Here is a 21842-nt window from a genome sequence, read left to right on the forward strand (position 1 = left end):
TTTATAACTATGAAAACTAAATTAATTATTGTATTTGCGTTTCTAATTGGAATGATGAATGGAAAGGCTCAGAACGCCGCTGATTGTGCAGAAAAATTATCCATTTTTAATGAGCTTTGTAAAGCAAAAGATTTTACAGCGGCTTATGAACCATGGATGTATTCTCGAAAAAATTGTGCATCTTTTCACAATGCAATATATATTAGAGGAGAGCAAATTTTAAATTACCGTATTGAAAATGCCAAAACACCTGCTGAAAAAGAAACTGAAGTTCGTGATTTGGTAAAAATGTATGGAGAGTTTGATACTCATTTTCCTGACAATAACAGAGGAAATAAAGTAAGAAAAGCAATGGCATTGTTCGAAAACAATGTTGGAACTCCGGAAGAAGTGTATAATATACTTGATGATGCTTTCAAAACAGATAGAGCTAACTTTACAAATGCAAAAGCATTATATGTTTATTTTGAAATTTATGTAAATGATTTTGAATCAGGTAAAAAAGGTATTCAGTTACAAGATTTATTCAACAAGTATGATGAAATTTCAGATAAAATTGATGAAGAAGAGAAAAAACTTTCTGATGAGTTAGATGTTATTTTACAAAAAGAAGAAACCGGTACAGAGTTAACTAAAAAAGAAGCTAGCGTTAAGAATGCTAACCAAATTAACTTAGACGCTTTTCAAACTATCAGAACGAGCATGGATAATAAAATTGCTCAATTGTCAACATGTGATCGATTGGTGCCATTTTTAGGAGCAAGCTTTGAAGAGAAAAAAGGTGACGCAGAATGGTTAAAAAGAGCTGCAGATCGTTTAGATAAAAAAGGATGTGCTTCTGATCCATTGTTTTCTAAAATTTCAGATGCATTACATGCGTTAAACCCAACTGCAGAATCTGCTTATAATCTTGGTGTTTCTTTTTACAACAAAAAGAATACAACTAAAGCATTAGAGTATTTTAACCAGTCTGCTGAATTGCAAAAAGACAATACTAAAAAGGCAAACGTATATTACACTATTGCAAGAAATATATATGGTAGCAGTAATAAATCTCAAGCACGATCTTATGCAGAAAAAGCATTAGCTGCAAAGCCATCTTATGGAGAAGCTCACGTTTTTATCGCTCAGCTTTACGCAAACAGTGCTAACGAATGTGGAAACGATCCTTTCGAAAAAAGAGCGATCTATTGGTTAGCGTCTCAAACTGCTAGAAAAGCAGGAACATCATCTGGTAACGCAGCAGCATCATCGTATGATAAATTAGCTCCAACAAGAGCTGAAATTCATAGTTCAGGTAGAGCAGGTGAAACAATCCGTTTTAGTTGTTGGGTGGGAAGAAGCGTTACTGTTCCTAACTTATAAACTATGCTTCGCATACACAAAATAATCAATATCAGTGTCACAGTTTTTGCTGTGACATTGTTTTTTGGTTGCCAAAGCAATTTTAAGGATATCCAACGGATTAATGTGTCAGAATTTATGGCTTCCGGCGAAGCAGATTCTGTCAATCTAAAATATACCGACTCCGGTAGAATTAAAGCCATTATGGTAAGTCCGAAAATGATGGATTACGGAACAGTTCTTTATCCTTTTACAGAGTTTCCAAAAGGAATTGAAGTCACATTGTATGATCAAGATGGTAAAAAAAACTTTATCAAATCGGATTATGCCGTTACGTTCAAAGGAACAGATATTATTGACATGCAAGGCAATGTTAGAATGACATCTGAAGGAGGGCAATATTTGGAAACAGAACAATTGTATTACGACCAAAAAAACGAATGGTTTTTTACAGAAAAAAAGTTTAAATTTACAGACCCATACAAAGGAGAAACCCAAGGTGATGGTTTAGATTTTAGTAAAGATTTTAAACGAATAAACTTTCAAAAAGTTTCCGGTGTAATTAACGAAGCCGAATAAACGACAACAAACATGACTTACTTAAAATACATTCAATATTTTTATCTTTTTGCAGCCGGATTTTTTATTTACCAAGGTTTTACAAATTTAAACTCCGAGGAAAAAAGTCCGTGGTTGATGTTCTTTTTTGCAGCGATGGCCATTTTTATGTTCTTTTTCAGAAGACGATTTTTAAATAAAATGGATAATCGTGACAAAAAATAAAACGTCATGGAAATTAGTATAATTTTAATTTGTTTACTGCTTTCGGCATTTTTTTCCGGAATGGAAATTGCTTTTGTTTCCTCCAATAAAGTGTATCTGGGTATTGAAAAAATGCAAGATGGGTTTGTGGCTAAAATTTTAACCAAAATAACCCAAAATCCATCAAAGTTCATCGCCTCTATGTTGGTGGGAAATAATATTACTTTAGTAATTTATGGCTTTACTATGGGTGATTTAATTATTAAATTAATTTACCCACAATTCATCAATAGTGATGATTTGCCATTTCAGGTTTTAATGATTCAAACACTTATTTCAACAGCAATTATTTTGGTTACAGCCGAATTTTTACCAAAAGTGTTTTTTCAAATTTATGCCAATACCTTTATTAAAATATTTGCTGTTCCTGCTTATGTTTTTTATCAATTACTCTATTATATTTCTTCTTTTGTAATTTGGATTTCCGACTTTTTTCTTAGAAAACTATTCAAAACCGAAGGAGATGAAGCACAACTTTTTTTCAGTAAAGTAGAATTAGGAAATTTTATTTCAGAGCAAATGAATTCAGTTGAAGACCACAATACGGTTGATTCTGAAATTCAAATCTTTCAAAATGCTTTAGAATTTTCAGGCGTAAAAGCTCGGGATATTATGATTCCAAGAACCGAAATTTCTGCCGTAGAAATTCATGACTCGGTTAAAGAATTAAAAGCACTTTTTATTGAAACAGGTTTTTCTAAAGTACTGGTTTATCAATCTTCATTAGATGATATTATTGGTTATGTGCATTCGTTTGAATTGTTTCGAAAACCCAGAACAATCAAATCGGTCATGATTCCGGTAGAATTTGTTCCAGAAACAATGTTTATAAAAGATGTCATGAACCTTTTAACCAAAAAAAGAAAAAGTGTTGCTATTGTGTTAGATGAATATGGCGGAACTTCCGGAATGATTACCATTGAAGATATTGTTGAAGAACTTTTTGGAGAAATTCAAGATGAACACGATTCTGATGAAACGTTGATTGAAGAACAATTAAGTGAAAAAGAGTTCAGATTTTCTACTCGTTTGGATGTTGAATATATTAATGAAGTATATAAATTAAATATCCCTGAAGATGATTCATATTTAACTTTAGGAGGATTTATTGTTGATCATGTTAAAGAAATTCCACAAAAAGGCGAAGTGATAGAAATTGATAATTTTCAGTTTTTAGTGGAAGAAGCTTCTAACAAGAAAATTGAGTTGGTAAAAATGATAATTGATTTTTCAGATTAAATTAAATCAATTGGCTTTTGAAGTTATAAAAGCGAATATTCTTCTTTATTGAGTAGCATTATTTTTCGCTGTGTAAAAAATCCACAAAATATATTGAATTCTTTATAATTATTTCACAGATAATTGTATTTTCGCAAACTGAAATAAAATTAAACATAAATAGAAATGGCGATTTTAGGAAAAATTAGACAACGTTCATTTATTCTTATAGTGATTATTGCGTTGGCATTATTCTCTTTTGTATTAGCAGATGTAATTCAAAGTGGCGGTTTTAGCCAAACTTCAAACAATGTGGGAACCATTAATGGGAAAGATATTCCGTTTGAAGAATTTAGAATGAAAGTAGGAAATGCAGAAAAATCAGGTCAAGGAATGTCTAACACCCAAGCGGTTAATCAAGTTTGGAATCAAGAAATCAACCTTGCCTTATTAACAGAAGAACTTGAAAAGTTAGGCATCAGAATTGGTGAAAACCACTTGATTGAGACATTGAAATCAGACCCTAATTTTGGCCAAAATCCTTCTTTTCAAAATGAATTACAGCAATTTGATATCAATAAATACCGAGAATACATAAAAGCAAGCTCAAATCAACAAGAAAAGGACTATTTTCAAAATGTTGAAGAAAATGCAAATATCAATGCAAAATACCAATTGTACAGCAGTTTGGTTAAGTCAGGATTTTTTACAACTCAAAATGATGCTAAATTCAAATATAATTTAGAAAACAAAAAAGTTACTTTTGATTTTGTTGCCGTTCCTTATTCTTCAGTAAAAGACAGCGATGTGAAAGTTTCTGATGCAGAAATTATCGAGTACATGAAAAAGAATGAGAAAAAATACAAAGCAGACGAAACTCGCGAAATAGAATATGTTGTTATTGAGGATCAACCTTCTGAAGCTGATAAAAATGATATCAAAAATAAATTGAATTCATTCTTAACTTCAAGAGCAATCTATAATAAGGAAACAAATTCAAATGATACTATTCCAAGTTTTTCAGCTACAACTGATGTTATTAAATTTGTAAATGAAAATTCTCAATTTCCTTACGATTCAACTTATATCGGAAAATCAGATTTACCCGCTGAACATGCAGAAGCTATTTTCAACTTAGCCGATGGACAAGTTTATGGTCCATATCAATATGGTGAGTATTTTGCTTTAAGCCGTTCGATGGGAAGAAAAGCAGGAGCAAAAGCAAGGGCAAGTCATATTTTAATCAGTTTCACAGGTTCAAGAGCTCAACCAAAAGAAGACAGAACTAAAGAAGAAGCAAAAGTGAAAGCAGAAGGAATTTTGGCAGAAGTTACCGCAAATCCTGACGCATTTACAATGCAAGCATTTACAGCTTCTGAAGATCAAGGTTCTGCACAAAAAGGTGGAGATTTAGATTTCTTCGGACCTGGTCAAATGGTTCCTGCATTTAATGATTTCGTTTTCAACAATCCAATTGGAAAAGTTGGTTTAGTAGAAACTGAATTTGGTTATCACATCATCAAAGTAACCGACAAACAAGATGCAATTCGATTAGCAACTATCGCTCAAAAAATTGAAGCTTCAGAAAAAACTTCTGAAAATGCATATACTAACGCAGTGAAATTTGAATTAGCGGCTAACGAAAAATCATTTGAAACTGCTGCAAAAGAAGCTAAATTAACCGTTAATCCATCTGTTCGTGTAAAAGCATTAGACGAAATGTTAGGTCAATATGGTTCGCAAAGACAAGTTATTCGTTGGGCTTTTGAAAAAAATACGGATGTGAATGATGTAAAACGTTTCGAATTACCTAAAGTGGGTCACTTAATTGCTAAATTGAAAAAGGTAAACGAAGAAGGTTTATTAGCTATTGAAGACGCAAGAATTCAAGTAGAACCAATTTTAAAGAACAAAAAGAAAGCTGAGAAAATCATGGCAAAAATGAAAGCAACTTCATTGGAGGCTATTGCTCAAGCTAATGCTGTTCAAGTGCAAACGGCTACAGATGTTACGTTAGAAAATCCATCAGTAGCTTCTGCGGGATATGAGCCTAAAGTAGTTGGAACAGCTTTTGGAACGGCAGCAAACAAACTTTCTGCACCAATTGAAGGTAATGCGAGTGTATTTGTGGTTAAAACTACTAAAGTAACAGAGCCTTTGCCTGCTAAAGATTTTACAACTCAAGTGAATACTTTAAAATCTCAAAACGCTTCTGCTGTAGGTAGAGTGTTTGGAGCATTAAAAGATAAAGCTAAAATTAAAGATAACAGATTGCAGTTTAATTATTAATTCTAAACTGTATTGAATTTAAAATCCCAACTCTTCATAAGGTTGGGATTTTTTTATTTTAATATCATTTCATCATAACGAAGAATAGTTTCAAAACCTCGTTCTTTAAAATACCCGCTGGGATCATCTTTTGAAACGACAAGCACAAAATCTCCACCCCAAGCTCCTAAGCTCTTAATTACGCCTTTAAAATCATAAAAAAAGGCTTCCTTGATGGTAATGGTTTCCAGCACCTCGCTCATAATACTCTCGTGTTTTTCCATATCATAAACAAAGGACTTTAAATCGGAAGAGGAAAGGACAGAATTTGTAATCTTATTGATTTTTTCAATGGTTTTTCCAATGTTGTGTTGGTTGTTGATGTAATTGGCAATGGCCGATTTACTACTTTGTTTTCGGTTCAAATAAACAAAATACAAGTTGTTTCGAAATTCCGGATAAAATTCAACCGTTTTAAACTGAGGTTGATTATTTAATAATTGATAAACGATTGGCGAATCTCTTTTTGCACAAGCAATATCATAGCCACTTCCGCCAAAACTTCGGTTCAACAATTCAAAAGCATCGATGTTTAACCATTGCCCAATGTTGTTGATTAATGTGGAAGAAGTGCCCAAACCCCAATTTTTTGGAAAAGTCAAATTGGTTTCGATCTTGAAACCATTTTTATCTAAAAAATCCGGATTCATTTGAAAAGCTTCATTCAAAATCTCCAGCAACGTATTTCGAACTGAATTTTCTGCATCAAAAGGTTTGTTGATGATTTCGTCAAACGTAAATTCATCTTCAAACCAAGTGCTTCCGTCTTGATCAAAACTTTTCCATAGAATTTGCTTTGATGGAATTGTTTCTACGGTTAAATTCTGTCCATATTTTGTTGGTAAAGCTAAAGCTAAAGCTCCATCAAGAACTACATATTCTCCGGTTAAGAGTAATTTTCCGTTGCTGTAAAAGATTTGTTTCAAGGTGATTTATTTTCTAATTTCTTCCAAAAATCCCGCTACAGAAGCGTGTGAAATCGTATTATCTTTAAAATACTCCGCTACTTTTATTCTCTCTTCTGCAGTAGCATGATATTGATTTAAAATATTGTTGATGTGCATTTTCATATGACCTTCCTGAATTCCTTTCGTAGTCAATGATCGCAAGGCAGCAAAATTTTGTGCTAATCCAACAGCGGCAACAACTTGCATTAATTCGCGAGCCGATGGTTTTTCTAAAATTTCTAAATTCAATTTCACTAATGGATGCAACGAGGTTAATCCGCCCAAGGTTCCTAGTGCTAATGGAATTTCTAACCAAAATTTAAAAATACCGTTTTCAATTTTAGCGTGCGATAAACTACTGTATTTTCCATTTCGACTTGCGTACGCGTGTGCTCCGGCTTCAACAGCTCTAAAATCGTTTCCGGTTGCTAAAACTACGGCATCAATTCCGTTCATAATGCCTTTGTTGTGCGTTACGGCACGATAAGGTTCAATTTGTGCAATTTGAACGGCTCGAACAAACTTCTCGGCAAATTCTTTTGGGTTTTCGATTTGTTTTTCGGCTAAATCTTCAATTGAACAGGAAACTTCTGCTCGAACAATGCAATTCGTCACATAATTCGATAAAATACTCATCACCACTTCGATGTTTTTTTCTTCTTCCGAAAAAATTTCAAAAGTTTGAGCTTCTTGTTTCAAGGTTTTGGCAAATTGTTCCAGACAGGAATTGATAAAATTTGCTCCCATGCTATCTTTGGTTTCAAAAGTAGCATGCAACTGATAATAATTTTCGAGTTCAGCGGTTTTATCATTCAATATAATATCCAAAATTCCGCCACCGCGTTTTTGCATATTTTTAGTAATGCTTTCCGTTTCTGAATAGAATTTTGGTTTCGTTTGATTAAAAAAAGCAACTAATTTTGATTTATCCCCTTTATAAATAAAATGAACTTGTCCGATTTTTTCGGTGTTCAAAACCGTCGTTTTAAATCCGCCACGTTTCGACCAGAATTTAGCCGATTTAGCCGCAGCCGCCACAACCGAACTTTCTTCAATCACCATCGGAACGGTATAATTTTTTCCGTTGATGTTGAAATTCGGTGCAATTCCCAACGGTAAATAAAAATTGGAAATCGTATTTTCGATGAATTCGTCGTGCAATTGTTGCAGTTTTTCATCTGTATTCCAATAGTTTTTGATTAATGAAATACCTTCTTCAGGTTGTGAAAAATACTGTTTTGCAATCCATTCAATTTTTTCAACTTTGGATAATTTAGAAAATCCGGAAATTTCGTGGTTCATTTTTGTTGCTTATTGTGGTGCAAAGATAATGAAGAAAAAATTTTAGAGCGGTTTTTCAAAATGATAATAAGATTCTTTTAATTCCAAACCATTCAAAATTCCAAAAATTGCTATTTAACAGAAAAAAACACGATTTATTCCGAATTTTTCACTAAAATTGAATCTTTTTTTAATGCATCAAAAATGAATCAATTCTCAAAACTCGTTTGTTTCTTACTTCTTGTATCGGCGACCGCCATTGCTCAGCAAAAAATTACTTTAGAAGACATCTGGTCCTCAGGAACTTTCCGAACAAAAGGGATGGACGCTTTGCAAGCTCTCAAAAATACCAATCAATATACTGTTTTAAATTTTGACAGAAATTCCAATACTTTTCAAATCGATTTGTACGATTTTGCTACGTTGAAGAAAGTGAGCACGCTTGTTGATACGAAAAATCATTCAGAATTAAAATCCATTGATAGTTACACATTCAATTCAACTGAAACGCAATTGCTGATTGCTTTGAATTCGGAACAAATTTACCGACATTCTTCTGTGGCTGATTTTTATATTTATGACTTATCATCGAAGAAATTACAAAAAGTAGCCGATTATAAAATTCAAGAACCAACGTTTTCGCCGGATGGAAAAAAGATTGCCTACGGTTTTGAAAATAATTTATATGTGTATGATTTAGCTTCCGATAAACATACTCAAATTACTACTGATGGAAAGAAAAATCAAATCATTAACGGAATTACCGATTGGGTGTATGAAGAAGAGTTTGCTTTCGTAAGAGCTTTTGATTGGAATAGTTCAAGCACACATTTAGCCTACATTAAATTTGATGAAACTGATGTTCCTGAATTTTCAATGGATGTGTTTGGGAAAGAATTATATCCTTCGCAAGAAGTTTTTAAATACCCGAAAGCGGGCGAAAAAAACGCGTTGGTTTCTTTGCATACGTATGAAATAGCTTCAAATCAAACCAAAAACATCAATTTGAGTCAGTATAATGATTTTTATATTGCTCGAATGAAATGGACAAATGATGCCAATGCATTAAGCATTCAAGTGTTAAACCGTCATCAAAATAATTTAGATTTACTTTTTGTTGATGCTAAAACCGGCAGTACAAAAGTTGTTTTAAATGAAAAAGATGCCGCTTATGTTGATGTAACCGATAATTTGACCTTTTTGAAAGACAATAGTTTTATTTGGACTTCCGAAAAAGACGGATTTAATCACATTTATCATTACGACAAAAACGGAAAACTTCGCAATCAAATCACGAAAGGAAATTGGGAAGTGACTTCCTATTACGGTTTTGATGAGAAAAATGGACAAGTTTATTATCAATCGGTTGAAAATGGTTCAATTAATCGTGATGTTTATAAAGTCAAATTAGACGGAAAGAATAAAGTTCGATTAACGAATAAAACCGGAACCAACAAGGCAACTTTTAGTCCGAATTTTCAATATTTTATCAATTCTTTTTCCAGTTCAACCGAACCAACTTCGTTCACATTACACAATTCCAAAGACGGAAAGCAAGTTCAATCCATAGTTGATAATAAAGAATTAGCTTCCAAATTAGAAAGTTACAATCTTCCCACCAAAGAATTTTTCGAATTAACGACCGAAAAAGGGCATAAATTAAATGCTTACATCATCAAACCAAAAGATTTTGATGCTTCTAAAAAATATCCATTATTATTATTTCAATATAGCGGACCGGGTTCACAACAAGTTGCCAATCAATGGTTGGGAGCGAATGATTTTTGGCATATGATGCTGGCTCAAGAAGGCTATTTGGTAGCTTGTGTAGATGGAAGAGGAACCGGATTCAAAGGAGCAGCTTTCAAAAAAGTGACTCAAAAAGAGTTAGGAAAATACGAAGTTGAAGATCAAATTGATGCCGCAAAAGTTCTCGGAAATTATCCTTTCATCGACAAAACCCGAATTGGAATTTGGGGTTGGAGTTACGGAGGATTTATGTCAAGCAACTGTATCTTAAAAGGAAATGACGTATTTAAAACAGCCATTGCCGTTGCTCCTGTGACCAATTGGCGTTTTTATGACACGATTTATACGGAACGATATATGCAAACGCCACAAGAAAACGCAAGTGGGTATGATGATAATTCTCCCATCAATCACGTTGATAAATTAAAAGGAAATTACCTGATCATTCACGGAACGGCAGATGACAATGTACATTTTCAAAATGCAACTCGTATGATTCGTGCGTTGCAATTGGCCAACAAACAATTTGACCAAGCTATTTATCCAGATACCAATCATGGAATTTACGGCGGAAAAATACGCTTACAATTATATACTAAAATGACTAACTACCTTAAAGCTAATTTATAATCAAACTTATGACAAACGATACTTCGCTGGACAAAAAAGAATTATTCGGACATCCAATCGGACTTTTTATTTTATTTTTTACAGAAATGTGGGAACGTTTCTCATTTTATGGGATGAAGGCGTTGTTGGTTTTTTATCTTACGAAATATCATCTTTTTACCGATTCCAATAGTAATTTGTTAGTAGGTAGCTATGCCGCTTTAGTGTATGCGATTCCAGTTGTTGGAGGTTTTATAGCCGATAGATATCTTGGATTTAGAAAAGCTATTGTTTTCGGTGGTATTTTATTAGTTTTAGGTCATATTGGAATGGCTTATGAAGGAAATGCAGCCACAAAATCAATTCAAGGTGTAATCGAACAAGATACTTTTGCTTTACAAGTATTTTATTTATCTCTGGCTTTTATCATAATAGGAGTTGGGTTTTTAAAAGCAAACATATCATCTTTAGTAGGTGAACTTTATGAAAAAGGTGATAACAGAAGAGATTCAGGTTTTACTATTTTTTATATGGGTATTAATTTAGGTTCTGTTCTTTCTACTATAATTTGTGTTTGGTTAGGAGAAAAATACGGATGGAGTTATGGCTTTGGGGCAGCAGGTGTCGGGATGTTTTTTGGTCTAATTACATTTATTTATGGAAGAAAATATTTTCAAGGTAAAGGAGAATCAACAAATCCGCTTGCTCTAGAGAAAAAAGTGTTTGGAATTAAAAATGAATACTTAATTTATATTTTAGCGACACTTTCTACTGTTGTAATTTGGCAAATGGTTCAAAGCCATAGTGTCGTTCAAAATTTATTAATTGTTGCTGGTGCAATATCATTTATATACATAGTTTATTATGCAATTACTCAGTTAGGTAAAGTAGATAGAGAAAGGCTTTTTGCACTTACAATATTGATTGTTTTTACAGTGATTTTTTGGGCGTTGTTTGAACAAGCATATACCTCATTAAACTTCTTTGCTGATAGAGCAATGGATAGAACTTTGTTTGAATTTAGTTTTTGGAACCTAAATCCTTTTTCAGATAAATTTTTGGTATTTACAGAATATGTTATGCAACCGGATGCTGGACAGTTCTTAAGTTTAAACGGAATTTTTATCGTTATTTTGGCTCCTGTTTTTGCTTGGCTTTGGGTTAAAATGGGTAAATATAATCCTAACACAGCTGTAAAATTTTCATTAGCATTAATGTTGGTCGGATTAGGTTTTGGCTCATTAGTTTTAGGAATTAATTTATCCGGATTAGGTCAAGTGGCTGCAATATGGTTAGTAATAACTTATTTATTACACACGATGGGAGAACTGTGCTTATCCCCTGTTGGATTGTCTGCTGTTACAAAGCTATCTCCTGCAAAAATAGTTGGATTTATGATGGGGGTTTGGTTTTTAGCAACCGCAAGTTCAGAATTTATTGCCGGAATTCTAGCTAATATAGCCGCAATAGATACAGCGAATGGAGAAGCTCCCGATTTAAATTTAGCCAAACAGAGTTACTTAAAACTATTTGAATATTTATTTTATACAGGAATCGGATTTGGTTTCCTATTATTAATTTTATCTCCATTAATCAAAAAATTGATGAATGGGGTTGACAAAGAATTAAACAACTAACAACTTTTTTATGAATACATCTTCTAACGACTTCTTTAAAGACCAAGTTCTCGGACATCCTGCCGGATTGTTTGTTCTCTTTTTTACCGAAATGTGGGAACGTTTTTCCTACTATGGAATGCGGGCTATTTTGGTTATTTTCTTAATCTCAACATTTGATAAAGGCGGTTGGGAATGGACAACCGAAAGAGCAATGGGTTTATACGGAACCTACACCATGGGAGTTTATTTAACGCCTGTTTTAGGAGGTTTGTTGGCAGATAAATTATTAGGCTATCGCTGGGCCGTTATTATTGGTGCATTTATTATGACATTAGGTCACGCATCAATGGCACTTGAAACAGAATTGTTTTTATATATTGGTTTAGGATGTTTAATCATCGGAAACGGTCTTTTTAAGCCAAATATGACTTCTATGATTAGCCATTTGTACAAAGATCATCCTGAAAAGAAAGACGGTGCTTATTCCATTTTTTATATGGGAGTTAATGCCGGTGCTTTTTTAGGAATTATGCTTTGTGGTTACATCGGTGAAAAAGTTTCTTGGAGCTTAGGTTTCGGATTAGCCGGAATTTTTATGTTCTTCGGAATGTTACAATTCTATTTTACACAAAATATTTTTGGGCAAGTTGGACTTTCTCCAACAAACAAAAGCCTAATCAAATCAGATGAAGTTGATCATACTCCATCAAATATCATAAGAGATAGAATGATTGTAGTTTTCATTTTTTCAATTTTTACTGTTTTCTTTTGGGCAGCTTTTGAACAAGCCGGTGGTTCTATGACTATTTTTGCAGAAAAATATACGCAGCGAATTTTAGAAGGAAACGCAGGTTATTCATTTAAAATTATTGATGCAATTTTGACTATTTTACCATTGGGAATAATCACTTATGTGTTGGCTAAATTGTTTTCTAAAACTTTCGCAAAATATTCTCTAGGAAATATTATTCTTTCTTTGAGCTTTGTAATCATTTGGGGAATTGTAATTTGGAAAGTAAACCGAGAATTTACAGCTACTGAAACAGAAGTTCCTGCAACATGGTTCGGAATATTGAATTCATTATTTATCATTATTTTTGCCCCAATGTTTTCCAAATTATGGGAAAGTAAATACAACTTGCCCGGTGCAGTTAAATTTGGAGTAGGATTAATTCTTCTAGGTTTAGGATTCGGATTTTTAGCTTTCGGAGCTCAATCCATTGTGTCCGGAGAAGATTTTGTACGTGTCAGTATGGTTTGGTTAATCTTAGCTTATTTATTCCACACCTTAGGAGAACTTTGTTTATCACCTGTCGGATTGTCGTATGTGAGTAAATTGGTTCCTGCAAAATGGATAGGAGTAATGTTTGGAATTTACTACCTTTTCATCGCTATGGGTAATAAATTAGCCGGATCAATGGGAGGAATGATTGAAAAAATTTCCAATGAATATTCATTAAGCACATTTTTCCTTATTTTTACAATTGTTCCGATTGGAATGGGGATTTTAATCTCGGCATTAAATCCAATCATCAAAAAACTAATGCATGGTGTTCGATAATTTTCGGCATCATTTTTGAAAATAAAGAATTTAAAATAATTTAATATGAAAAAGATATTCTTACTTATTGCTTTTATAACCGTGTCTTTCGCACAAGCACAAGAAATTAAGTGGGTTACTTTTGATGAAGCGATGGCTTTACAAAAGAAAAATCCAAAACCAATTTTTATGGATGTTTATACTGATTGGTGTGGGCCATGCAAAATGTTGGATAAAAATACTTTCCAAACCAAAGAATTTGCAGACTATATTAATGCCAATTATTATGCTGTAAAATTTAATGGAGAAGGAAATAATGAAGTGAATTACAAAGGTAAAAAATATGCTAACCCGGGTTATGATGCCAACCGAAAAGGAAGAAACAGCATGCACGAATTTACCGGATTTCTAAAAGTAGAAGGTTATCCTTCGATGTATGTTTTAGATAAAAAAGGTGAAATTGCCAAAGTAATTGTAGGTTATTATCAAGCAGATCAATTGTTAGCAGAATTAAAAGCAATTTAAAAATGAAGAAAGTTTTTTTTCTATTCGTCTTTTTTTGGACTTTCCAAACGGCCTCTGCTCAAGAATTAACTTGGCATACCGATGTTAATAAAGCCATAGAAATATCATCTAAAACCAATAAACCAATGCTTTTGTTTTTCACAGGAAGCGATTGGTGCGGTTGGTGTATCAAACTGCAAAAAGAAGTTTTCTTTAAACCCGAATTTAAAGAATGGGCAAATAATGTTGTGTTGGTAGAATTAGATTTTCCTCGTAAAACAAAATTAGAACCGGCATTGGCTCAACAAAATGCTCAAATGCAACAGATTTTTCAGGTTTCAGGATATCCCACGATTTGGCTTGTTACTCCACAAAAAATTGGTGAACAAATCAATCTTCAACAGCTTGGAAAAACAGGTTATGTTGGTGGCGGACCATTAAAATGGATTGAAGTAGCCAATCAGTTTATTGCAAAAAAGTAATTAGTCTAAACTAATTCGATAGTATCCCTTTTCGCTGGTAGAGTGAAAAGGGATATTTTTTTTCCGACAAGTTTTCTCCCAATCTTCAATCAAGGTTTTATAATTACTTCCATCTGCAATAATGATTTCAGGATTTACCTCAGTAAGCAATCGCTCAAAATTAATTTTAGGAGATTGTGTGAGCAAAACGATTTCCGGTTTATGAGGAAGTTTATAAATGCCTTTTTCATCAATCACCAAAATCTTCGTTTTATTAATCCAATATACATTTTGAAGGGTTGACACACTATCAATTTTACCAAAATTACTTTGGATATAATTTTTAATCACATAATTTGAGTTTACCGCAGAATCATTACTGTGCAAAAGAACGGAGTTATTCTCCTTGCTCGCCAAAATGGTCTTTTTCGGATATTGAAAAATGATAAATTCATTCTGTCTCTTATGAAATTCCATCGAACCAATGATTGATATTTGAAAAATAAAAATTGTAATCAATGCCAAAATAATTCCTTTTGAAGTTGGCTTTTTGATGTAAAGAATGATACAAATAATTGCCAAAAGTGAACTAATTAAGATATAATAATTAAACGGAATATCTTTTATAATAAATTGTTCAAAAGAAGAAACTAAACTAACATATCCATTCATAAATCCAATTAATCCTGAAAGAAATTCAACCAATAGCGAAAAATAAATCCCAATTACCGATAAAAGTATACTGACCATTCCTGTCATTAAAATCACTGTAAGTAATGGAATGATAACTAAATTGGTAATAAAAAATAATCCCGGAAATTGATGAAAATAGTAAATACTCAACGGCAAAACTCCAATTTGAGCAGCAAAGGAAACTGTCAGAATATCATAAAAATATCCAATAATTTTATTTTTTGGATTCCACAACTTGCTTAATAATGGTTGAATGGTTACGATAGAAAAAACCGCACAATAACTCAATTGAAAACCAACATCAAAAATAAAATTGGGTTTAAATAATAGCAAAATTAGAATTGACGAACCTAACGTGTTGTAAATATTCGTCTCTCGATTCATATACATTCCGATGCTCACAAACGTAAACATCGTAACAGCTCTCACAACAGAAGAGGATAAACCTGAAAGCATTGCAAAAGTCCACAATATGACAATTAAAAGAATTGGCGTAATAACTCTTCCATGCCGAATTCGTTCAATTGGTTTTAATAATGCTTTAAAAAAATAGAGTAAAATTCCAATATGCAAACCGGAAATCGCTAAAATATGAATTGCTCCCGATTTAGAATAATTATCTAATGTTTCTTGTTCAATGTTCTGCCGTTGGCCTAAAAATAAAGCTTTTATGATGCTTATTCTATCAGTAGGAATGTTTTCATTTTCAAAAAAAGCAACGACTTTATTTCTTGTTCTTTCTAATAAAAAATTCAAATTTTCCTGTTTGGCAATTACTTTATAATTTTGATTTTCTAGATATAATTGATCAAAAACATCCTTTTTCTCCAAATAAGCAGCATAGTCAAATTGATATGGATTATGCGGTCTAATGATGGGTTTCAGCACTGCATTGGCTAGAATTACATCACCAATTTCAAATTCTTTTTCCGCATCTTTCTTATTCAAAATGATCAAAAGTTTTCCTTTTGTTTCTTTTTTATTGACGGATTCAACTTCCATAAAATACTTAAATGAAAATTGATTGGGTTTTAGTTTTTCTGAAATTATGCCTTTAACGAGACTCTTTTCGGAAGAATTATATTCAGAATTTGAATAGTGAGAAGCCTGATTTTTCGGATAGTGCAATGCAAAAAGAAATATTCCGATTGTAAAAGCCAAAAGATAAGATGAAACTCCAAAACTCAGTCTAAATTTCAAATTCGTTCTAAGAAAAAAGTATAAAATCAAAAACGGAACAAGGGCAACTAAAAAAATCAGTACTGCCAAATAAACATCCGGTTTGATTTCATTAGAAATTAAAATTCCTAAAATCAAACAGATAGTAATTACAATTGTAGGGAATTTTATCACTTTCATATAAACGAAAATAACTAAAAAATCAATTAGGAAGAAAAAAATTACAATTAAAAATGTTCTTCAGTCAAAACCCGATTGGCTTGAGCAAATGTTCTTTGATAGTAAGGCTCTTTGGTAGAAGAGATAATCACGCCACGTTGCACCGAAGAATGAATGAATATAATTTCGTCGTCACGCACTTCTGTAACCAATCCAACATGATTGATCACGCCACGATTACTGGTTTTAAAAAAAACTAAATCACCTTTTTTAACGTCTTTCAGTTTTAATTTTTCACCAACTTTAGACATATCAACTGATCTTCGTGGCAATTGAATATCATAAGCATTGAAAACAGTGCAAACTAATCCGGAACAGTCCATTCCGGCAGTTGTTGTGCCTCCGCCACGATAGCGAACACCTTCGTATTGCTTAGCAGAACTTATTAATTGTTGAATTAAATAGGGTGTGTTTTCATTATCCGGAACAAAATCTTCGTCGTCTGATTCTGTAATTCTTGATTTTTTTGAAGTTTTTGTTGTTTCAGATGTATTTCTTGTGCTTTTTGCAACAGCTTTCGAATGTTTTGGAGCAGTATACATTCCTTTTTTCTCGGCCTCACTTTTACTAGTAACAATGCCGGAGGAGGTTGATTTACATCCCACCAAAAAGAATAACAAAAAAGATATAATGACTGCGTTTTTCAAAAATTTTGATTTTTACAAAGTTAAAAAATAGAATGTTTAGAATCAAGAAATATGAGTAACAATTAATTTTGCTACTTTTTCACTAGCTCCTTCGCCACCTAATTTTTCTTCTAAAAGATGGTATTTTTCAATTAATTGTGGTCGATATTTTTCATCCAAAATTTTACTTAATTCAGATTTAATATTTTTTGAATTACATTCACTTTGAATTAACTCGGTTACCACTTCTTCATCCATAATTAAATTCACAAGCGAAATATATTTCAACGTAATAATCCGTCTGGCAATTTGATACGAAATCCAATTTCCTTTATAACAAACTACTTCCGGAACTTTGAACAATGCCGTTTCTAATGTTGCCGTTCCTGATGTAACTAATGCAGCATGAGCAACACTCAACAAATCATACGTTTTATTCGAAATAAAACGAACGGCTTCATTCGTCAAAAATTGCTTATAAAATGCATAATCCTGTCCCGGAGCTCCGGCAATCACAAACTGATAATCAGGAAAATCATTCACAACAGCCAACATTTCGTGCAACAGTTTACTGATTTCTTGTTTTCTGCTTCCTGGTAAAAGAGCAATTATTGGTCTATTGTCTAAATTATGTTCTTTTCTAAAGGTAGATTCCTCCACTTTTGTTCGATTATGAATAGCATCAATCAACGGATGACCTACAAATTCAACCGGAAAATGATGTTTTTTTTCATAAAAATCTTTTTCAAATGGAAGAATCACATACAATTTGTCAAAATCACGTTTGATGTTCTTGATACGATTTTCTTTCCAAGCCCAAATTTGTGGAGAAATATAGTAATGAGTCGGAATTTTTTTCTTCTTTGCCCACTCAGCAATTCGCATATTAAAACCCGGATAATCAATAAAAACAATCACATCGGGATTAAATTGCTCTATGTCTTTTTTGCAAAAAGTAATGTTATTTAAAATGGTTTTTAGGTTAAAAATCACTTCAGCAAAACCCATAAAAGCCAGTTCTTTGTAATGCTTTACTAAAGTTCCGCCAGCTTTTTGCATCAAATCACCACCCCAAAACCGAATGTCAGCCTGAGCATCTTCTTTATGAAGAGCTTTCATTAAGTTCGATCCGTGCAAATCGCCCGAAGCTTCGCCGGCTATGATATAGTACTTCATTTTAAACAAATATAGTGACAATGGTTAACGCAATTGTTGCCAAAACAACTCCACGAGCCATTAATTCTTTGTTGAATTTTAATAAAGCAAAGAACAAAATTACGTTGATTACAGCTCCTAAAGCAATTAATTTTCCTAAGGAATTTTGTGTTTTAAGAGCAATTACTCCATCAGCAAATTCAAAATCTGTAGCTAATGAAATGAAAAGAAAAACACCTATAAAAGCACCAATAATTCCTAAAATGAATCCGATGAGTAAATCTGTTTTTTGCATTATAAATTGAATTTATACGTATTTAATTTTTGAATAGCATGGTGAGCTGTTAAGTCAAATTGGACCGGTACGATAGAAATGTAGCCATTAGCAAGAGCCCATTCATCAGTATCTTCACCTTTATCTTGGTTGATGAATTCGCCTGTGAGCCAATAATAATCTTTTCCTTGTGGTGTTTTGCGTTTGTCAAATTCTTCTTTCCAAAAGGCTTTCGCTTGTCGGCAAACTTTCATTCCTTTTAAATCTTTTTCCTTTAATTTTGGAAAGTTAACGTTTAAAATCACACCGTCAGGCAAACCGTTTTCCAGTACTTGCGAAGCAATTGTTTTGATTGAATTTTTAATCGGTTCAAAATCGGCATTCCAATCATAATCTAATAGAGAAAAACCAATGGCGGGAATTCCTTCGATACCGGCTTCCACAGCAGCACTCATTGTTCCTGAATAAATTACATTAATCGACGAGTTGGAACCATGATTCACACCCGAAACACATAAGTCAGGTTTTTGTTTTAAAATTTCATTCACAGCCAATTTTACACAATCAACCGGAGTTCCGGAACAACTGTATTCTTCTTTTACTTCCGAATCAAAATTTACTTTATTAATAAACAGTGTGTTATTGATTGTAATAGCGTGACCCATTGCACTTTGCGGACTGTCAGGAGCAACAACTACAACATCACCTAATTGTTTCATTACATCAATTAAGGCTCTGATTCCTGGGGCGGAAATTCCATCGTCGTTGGTTACTAAAATAAGCGGTTTTTTACTCATTATAAATGATTAATTTTGAATTTAGTGTGCATTTAAACCACAAATTTAGTTTTATCATATCCTAAAGAAAACAAAATTAACTCTTTTTAAGATTTTGAAGCGTAACAAATTTCATAACTTTGTTTGGTTAAGTGATTTTTTTGAAATTAATTTACTTAAAAAATTGAAACTATAACACAAGTGGCATAATTTTTATGACTACTTATAAAGAAAGATAATGAAAACCATATTGCTATTTATGAAAAGAAACTTCAAATTGGTGTTATTGACAGTTATTTTGTCGGTTGCACTGTTGGCATTTAATGCTATAGATTCAAAGAAAAGTGAGAGCTCAGATCCTGAAAAAGATAAACTTTTAATAGAGTTATTGACTTTTGTGATAGAACGAGGGCACTATGATCCTGCTGCTATTGATGATAATTTGTCAAAAGGAATTTATAAAGATTATATTGAAGCATTAGATCCTTCAAAACGATTTTTTCTGCAATCGGATATCGATGAATTTTCAAAATATGAGACGTTGATTGATGATCAAATTAAAAATAAAGATTTGTCATTTTTTGATTTGACTTATAATCTTTATTTAAAAAGAATGCAGGAAAGTCAGAAATACTATAAAGACATTTTAGAGAAACCTTTCGATTATACTGTTGATGAAACCATCAATACAGAATATGAAAAACTTCCTTATGCTAAAAATACTACTGAGTTAAAAGAACGTTGGAGAAAACAAATTAAACTTTCTACTTTGTCATCGTTAACCGACAGAATCAAGTTGCAAGAGGACGAAAAGAATGGTGTTGTTGATGAAAAAATCAATGATATTAAGGATGAAAAGCTAAAAGAAAAATTAAAAGCAGAAAAGGACAAAAAGAAAGACGAAAAACCAAAAACTTTCGAAGAACTTGAAAAGGAAACCAGAGAGAGTTCTTTAAAATCGTTAGATGATTATTTTACTTTTATCAAAGAATTAGACAGAAATGATTGGTTTGGCGTGTATGTAAATGCCATTGCTTCCCGATTTGATCCGCACACCAATTATATGGCTCCCGATGACAAAGAACGTTTTGATGTAAGCATCAGCGGTAAATTTGAAGGAATTGGAGCTCGATTACAAAAGAAAAACGATTTAACGGAAATCACCGAATTAATTTCAGGTGGTCCGGCTTGGAGAGGAAAAGAATTAGAACCGGGTGATATTATTTTAAAAGTTGCTCAAGGAAGTGAAGAGCCAGTAGATATTGTTGGAATGCGATTGGATAACGTAGTTAAAAAAATCAAAGGGCCAAAAGGTACTGAAGTGAGACTAACCGTTAAAAAAGTAGACGGAACGATGAAAGTGATTTCATTAATTCGCGATATGGTTGAAACTGAAGAAACCTACGCAAAATCAAGTATTGTTGAAAGAAACGGAATGAAATATGGTATTATCTATTTACCGAAATTCTACATTGATTTTGAAAACCAAGACAGCCGTGATGCCGGAAAAGATGTAGCAATCGAAGTTGAACGTTTGAAAGCACAAGGCGTAAACGGAATCATCATGGATGTTCGTGATAACGGCGGCGGCTCATTAAAAACAGCAGTAGACATTACAGGATTGTTTATTGAGCAAGGACCGGTAGTTCAAATAAAATCTGCCGGAACCAAAAAAGAAGTTTTATACGATAGAGATCCTAAAATTCAATGGGATGGGCCTTTGGTTGTGATGGTTAATAATTTCTCTGCTTCGGCATCAGAGATTTTAGCGGCAGCAATTCAAGATTACAAACGAGGTGTTGTTTTAGGAAGCAAACAAACCTACGGAAAAGGAACGGTTCAAAACGTAATTGATTTAAACCAGTTTGTTCGCGGAAATACTGTTGGCGATTTAGGAGCTTTAAAAACTACCACTCAAAAATTCTACAGAATTAACGGAGGTTCAACGCAATTAGAAGGTGTAACTAGCGATGTTGAAATGCCGGATCGTTATTCATATATCGATATTGGCGAAAGAGATTTAGATAATGCTATGCCTTGGACAAAAATTGACCCAGCTCCATTTACCATTTGGGATAAACAAACCAATTTTGATCGTGCAGTTGAAAACAGTAAGCTGAGAATGGCTCAAGATGAACATTTTCAATTGATTGAAAAAAGTGCAAGATGGACCAAAGAACGAAGAGATGCTTCTGTTTATAGTTTAAAATTAGATGCTTTTACAGCTGAACAAAATAGTTTGGAAGAAAAAAGTAAACAATTCAAGCCTATTTCAGATTATAAAAATGATTTGGTGTTTAAACCAATTCCGCAAGATTTTGAATTGATGAATAAAGACGAATCTTTTAAAGAAAAAAGAGAGCGTTGGTTTGAAAGTCTTTCAAAAGATATTTATGTTGAAGAGGCTTTAAATGTGTTGGATGATTTACAATCGAAACCGGTTGTAAAAGGAAAAGTAGATTTAAAGAAAAAAATTGTAAAATCATAAACGGCAAATT

General features: G+C 32.8%; 18 protein-coding genes. 11 read left to right on the forward strand and 7 right to left on the reverse strand.

All coding sequences use genetic code 11. The features are described from left to right. The first annotated feature begins 9 nt into the window (after positions 1-9). From B4N66_RS01325 to B4N66_RS01345, 5 genes are all read left to right on the forward strand, one after another. Entirely contained in the window at positions 10-1365 is a 1356-nt protein-coding gene (locus tag B4N66_RS01325) for a tetratricopeptide repeat protein (RefSeq protein ID WP_291091942.1), read from the forward strand. Between the two features lie 3 nt (positions 1366-1368). Further along, complete coding sequence (gene lptC, locus B4N66_RS01330) at positions 1369-1923, forward strand: LPS export ABC transporter periplasmic protein LptC (RefSeq protein ID WP_291091943.1); 555 nt, start codon at positions 1369-1371, stop codon at positions 1921-1923. Positions 1924-1935: 12 nt separating this feature from the next. Next, entirely contained in the window at positions 1936-2127 is a 192-nt protein-coding gene (locus B4N66_RS01335; protein ID WP_291091944.1) for a hypothetical protein, read from the forward strand. 6 nt (positions 2128-2133) lie between these two features. Continuing rightward, positions 2134-3405 carry a hemolysin family protein gene (locus tag B4N66_RS01340; RefSeq protein WP_291091945.1) on the forward strand — a complete coding sequence of 424 codons (1272 nt, stop codon included), beginning with the start codon at positions 2134-2136 and terminating at the stop codon, positions 3403-3405. 165 nt (positions 3406-3570) lie between these two features. Further along, complete coding sequence (locus tag B4N66_RS01345; protein WP_291091946.1) at positions 3571-5673, forward strand: peptidylprolyl isomerase; 2103 nt, start codon at positions 3571-3573, stop codon at positions 5671-5673. 53 nt (positions 5674-5726) lie between these two features. Here B4N66_RS01345 and B4N66_RS01350 read toward each other — a convergent pair whose 3' ends face one another. Both B4N66_RS01350 and B4N66_RS01355 read right to left on the reverse strand, forming a co-directional pair. Beyond that, on the reverse strand, positions 5727-6638 hold the full coding sequence (locus B4N66_RS01350; RefSeq protein ID WP_291091947.1) for a GYDIA family GHMP kinase: 912 nt from the start codon (positions 6636-6638) through the stop codon (positions 5727-5729). 6 nt (positions 6639-6644) lie between these two features. Beyond that, a complete protein-coding gene (locus tag B4N66_RS01355; protein ID WP_291091948.1) occupies positions 6645-7961 on the reverse strand; it encodes a hydroxymethylglutaryl-CoA reductase, degradative in 1317 nt (438 codons plus the stop codon). 183 nt (positions 7962-8144) lie between these two features. Here B4N66_RS01355 and B4N66_RS01360 point away from each other — a divergent pair, with 183 nt between their 5' ends. Genes B4N66_RS01360 through B4N66_RS01380 form a run of 5 tightly spaced genes read left to right on the forward strand, consistent with a single transcriptional unit; the run spans position 8145 to position 14443 of the window. Further along, positions 8145-10319 carry a S9 family peptidase gene (locus B4N66_RS01360; RefSeq protein WP_291091949.1) on the forward strand — a complete coding sequence of 725 codons (2175 nt, stop codon included), beginning with the start codon at positions 8145-8147 and terminating at the stop codon, positions 10317-10319. A gap of 8 nt (positions 10320-10327) precedes the next feature. Beyond that, positions 10328-11935 carry a peptide MFS transporter gene (locus tag B4N66_RS01365; RefSeq protein ID WP_291091950.1) on the forward strand — a complete coding sequence of 536 codons (1608 nt, stop codon included), beginning with the start codon at positions 10328-10330 and terminating at the stop codon, positions 11933-11935. A 10-nt stretch (positions 11936-11945) separates the two neighbouring features. After that, complete coding sequence (locus B4N66_RS01370) at positions 11946-13478, forward strand: peptide MFS transporter (RefSeq protein WP_291091951.1); 1533 nt, start codon at positions 11946-11948, stop codon at positions 13476-13478. A gap of 45 nt (positions 13479-13523) precedes the next feature. After that, positions 13524-13982, forward strand: coding sequence for a thioredoxin family protein (locus tag B4N66_RS01375; RefSeq protein ID WP_291091952.1), 459 nt, complete (start codon positions 13524-13526; stop codon positions 13980-13982). Positions 13983-13984: 2 nt separating this feature from the next. After that, positions 13985-14443, forward strand: a complete 459-nt coding sequence (locus B4N66_RS01380) for a thioredoxin family protein (RefSeq protein WP_291091953.1) — start codon at positions 13985-13987, stop codon at positions 14441-14443. Here B4N66_RS01380 and B4N66_RS01385 read toward each other — a convergent pair whose 3' ends face one another. The 5 genes from B4N66_RS01385 to surE are packed head-to-tail and all read right to left on the reverse strand — an operon-like array spanning position 14444 to position 19365. After that, positions 14444-16474 (reverse strand): ComEC/Rec2 family competence protein, encoded by a 2031-nt coding sequence (locus tag B4N66_RS01385; protein WP_291091954.1) that lies wholly within the window; start codon positions 16472-16474, stop codon positions 14444-14446. It abuts the gene before it with no gap. 47 nt (positions 16475-16521) lie between these two features. After that, a complete protein-coding gene (locus B4N66_RS01390) occupies positions 16522-17160 on the reverse strand; it encodes a C40 family peptidase (protein ID WP_291091955.1) in 639 nt (212 codons plus the stop codon). Between the two features lie 42 nt (positions 17161-17202). Then, a complete protein-coding gene (gene lpxB, locus B4N66_RS01395; RefSeq protein ID WP_291091956.1) occupies positions 17203-18315 on the reverse strand; it encodes a lipid-A-disaccharide synthase in 1113 nt (370 codons plus the stop codon). A gap of 1 nt (position 18316) precedes the next feature. Then, on the reverse strand, positions 18317-18589 hold the full coding sequence (locus B4N66_RS01400) for a hypothetical protein (RefSeq protein WP_291091957.1): 273 nt from the start codon (positions 18587-18589) through the stop codon (positions 18317-18319). After that, the gene (gene surE, locus B4N66_RS01405) at positions 18589-19365 is read right to left on the reverse strand and encodes a 5'/3'-nucleotidase SurE (protein WP_414654070.1); all 777 of its coding nucleotides are present in this window, start codon (positions 19363-19365) and stop codon (positions 18589-18591) included. The genes B4N66_RS01400 and surE overlap by 1 nt, the downstream gene beginning before the upstream one ends. Before the next feature lie 217 nt (positions 19366-19582). Between surE and B4N66_RS01410 the strand changes: the two genes are divergently transcribed. After that, on the forward strand, positions 19583-21832 hold the full coding sequence (locus tag B4N66_RS01410; protein WP_291091958.1) for a carboxy terminal-processing peptidase: 2250 nt from the start codon (positions 19583-19585) through the stop codon (positions 21830-21832). Positions 21833-21842 lie beyond the last annotated feature (10 nt).

This window comes from Flavobacterium sp. UBA2787, assembly GCA_002352205.1.
In the GTDB taxonomy this organism is placed as follows: Bacteria; Bacteroidota; Bacteroidia; order Flavobacteriales; family Flavobacteriaceae; genus Flavobacterium.

Excerpts from the sequence above, each read along its gene's own strand:
- B4N66_RS01325 (WP_291091942.1), top strand. The coding sequence starts at position 10 with ATGAAAACTAAATTAATTATTGTATTTGCGTTTCTAATTGGAATGATG.
- lptC (WP_291091943.1), top strand. The coding sequence starts at position 1,369 with ATGCTTCGCATACACAAAATAATCAATATCAGTGTCACAGTTTTTGCT.
- B4N66_RS01335 (WP_291091944.1), top strand. The coding sequence starts at position 1,936 with ATGACTTACTTAAAATACATTCAATATTTTTATCTTTTTGCAGCCGGA.
- B4N66_RS01340 (WP_291091945.1), top strand. The coding sequence starts at position 2,134 with ATGGAAATTAGTATAATTTTAATTTGTTTACTGCTTTCGGCATTTTTT.
- B4N66_RS01345 (WP_291091946.1), top strand. The coding sequence starts at position 3,571 with ATGGCGATTTTAGGAAAAATTAGACAACGTTCATTTATTCTTATAGTG.
- B4N66_RS01355 (WP_291091948.1), bottom strand. The coding sequence starts at position 7,961 with ATGAACCACGAAATTTCCGGATTTTCTAAATTATCCAAAGTTGAAAAA.
- B4N66_RS01360 (WP_291091949.1), top strand. The coding sequence starts at position 8,145 with ATGAATCAATTCTCAAAACTCGTTTGTTTCTTACTTCTTGTATCGGCG.
- B4N66_RS01365 (WP_291091950.1), top strand. The coding sequence starts at position 10,328 with ATGACAAACGATACTTCGCTGGACAAAAAAGAATTATTCGGACATCCA.
- B4N66_RS01370 (WP_291091951.1), top strand. The coding sequence starts at position 11,946 with ATGAATACATCTTCTAACGACTTCTTTAAAGACCAAGTTCTCGGACAT.
- B4N66_RS01375 (WP_291091952.1), top strand. The coding sequence starts at position 13,524 with ATGAAAAAGATATTCTTACTTATTGCTTTTATAACCGTGTCTTTCGCA.
- B4N66_RS01380 (WP_291091953.1), top strand. The coding sequence starts at position 13,985 with ATGAAGAAAGTTTTTTTTCTATTCGTCTTTTTTTGGACTTTCCAAACG.
- B4N66_RS01385 (WP_291091954.1), bottom strand. The coding sequence starts at position 16,474 with ATGAAAGTGATAAAATTCCCTACAATTGTAATTACTATCTGTTTGATT.
- lpxB (WP_291091956.1), bottom strand. The coding sequence starts at position 18,315 with ATGAAGTACTATATCATAGCCGGCGAAGCTTCGGGCGATTTGCACGGA.
- B4N66_RS01400 (WP_291091957.1), bottom strand. The coding sequence starts at position 18,589 with ATGCAAAAAACAGATTTACTCATCGGATTCATTTTAGGAATTATTGGT.
- surE (WP_414654070.1), bottom strand. The coding sequence starts at position 19,365 with ATGAGTAAAAAACCGCTTATTTTAGTAACCAACGACGATGGAATTTCC.
- B4N66_RS01410 (WP_291091958.1), top strand. The coding sequence starts at position 19,583 with ATGAAAACCATATTGCTATTTATGAAAAGAAACTTCAAATTGGTGTTA.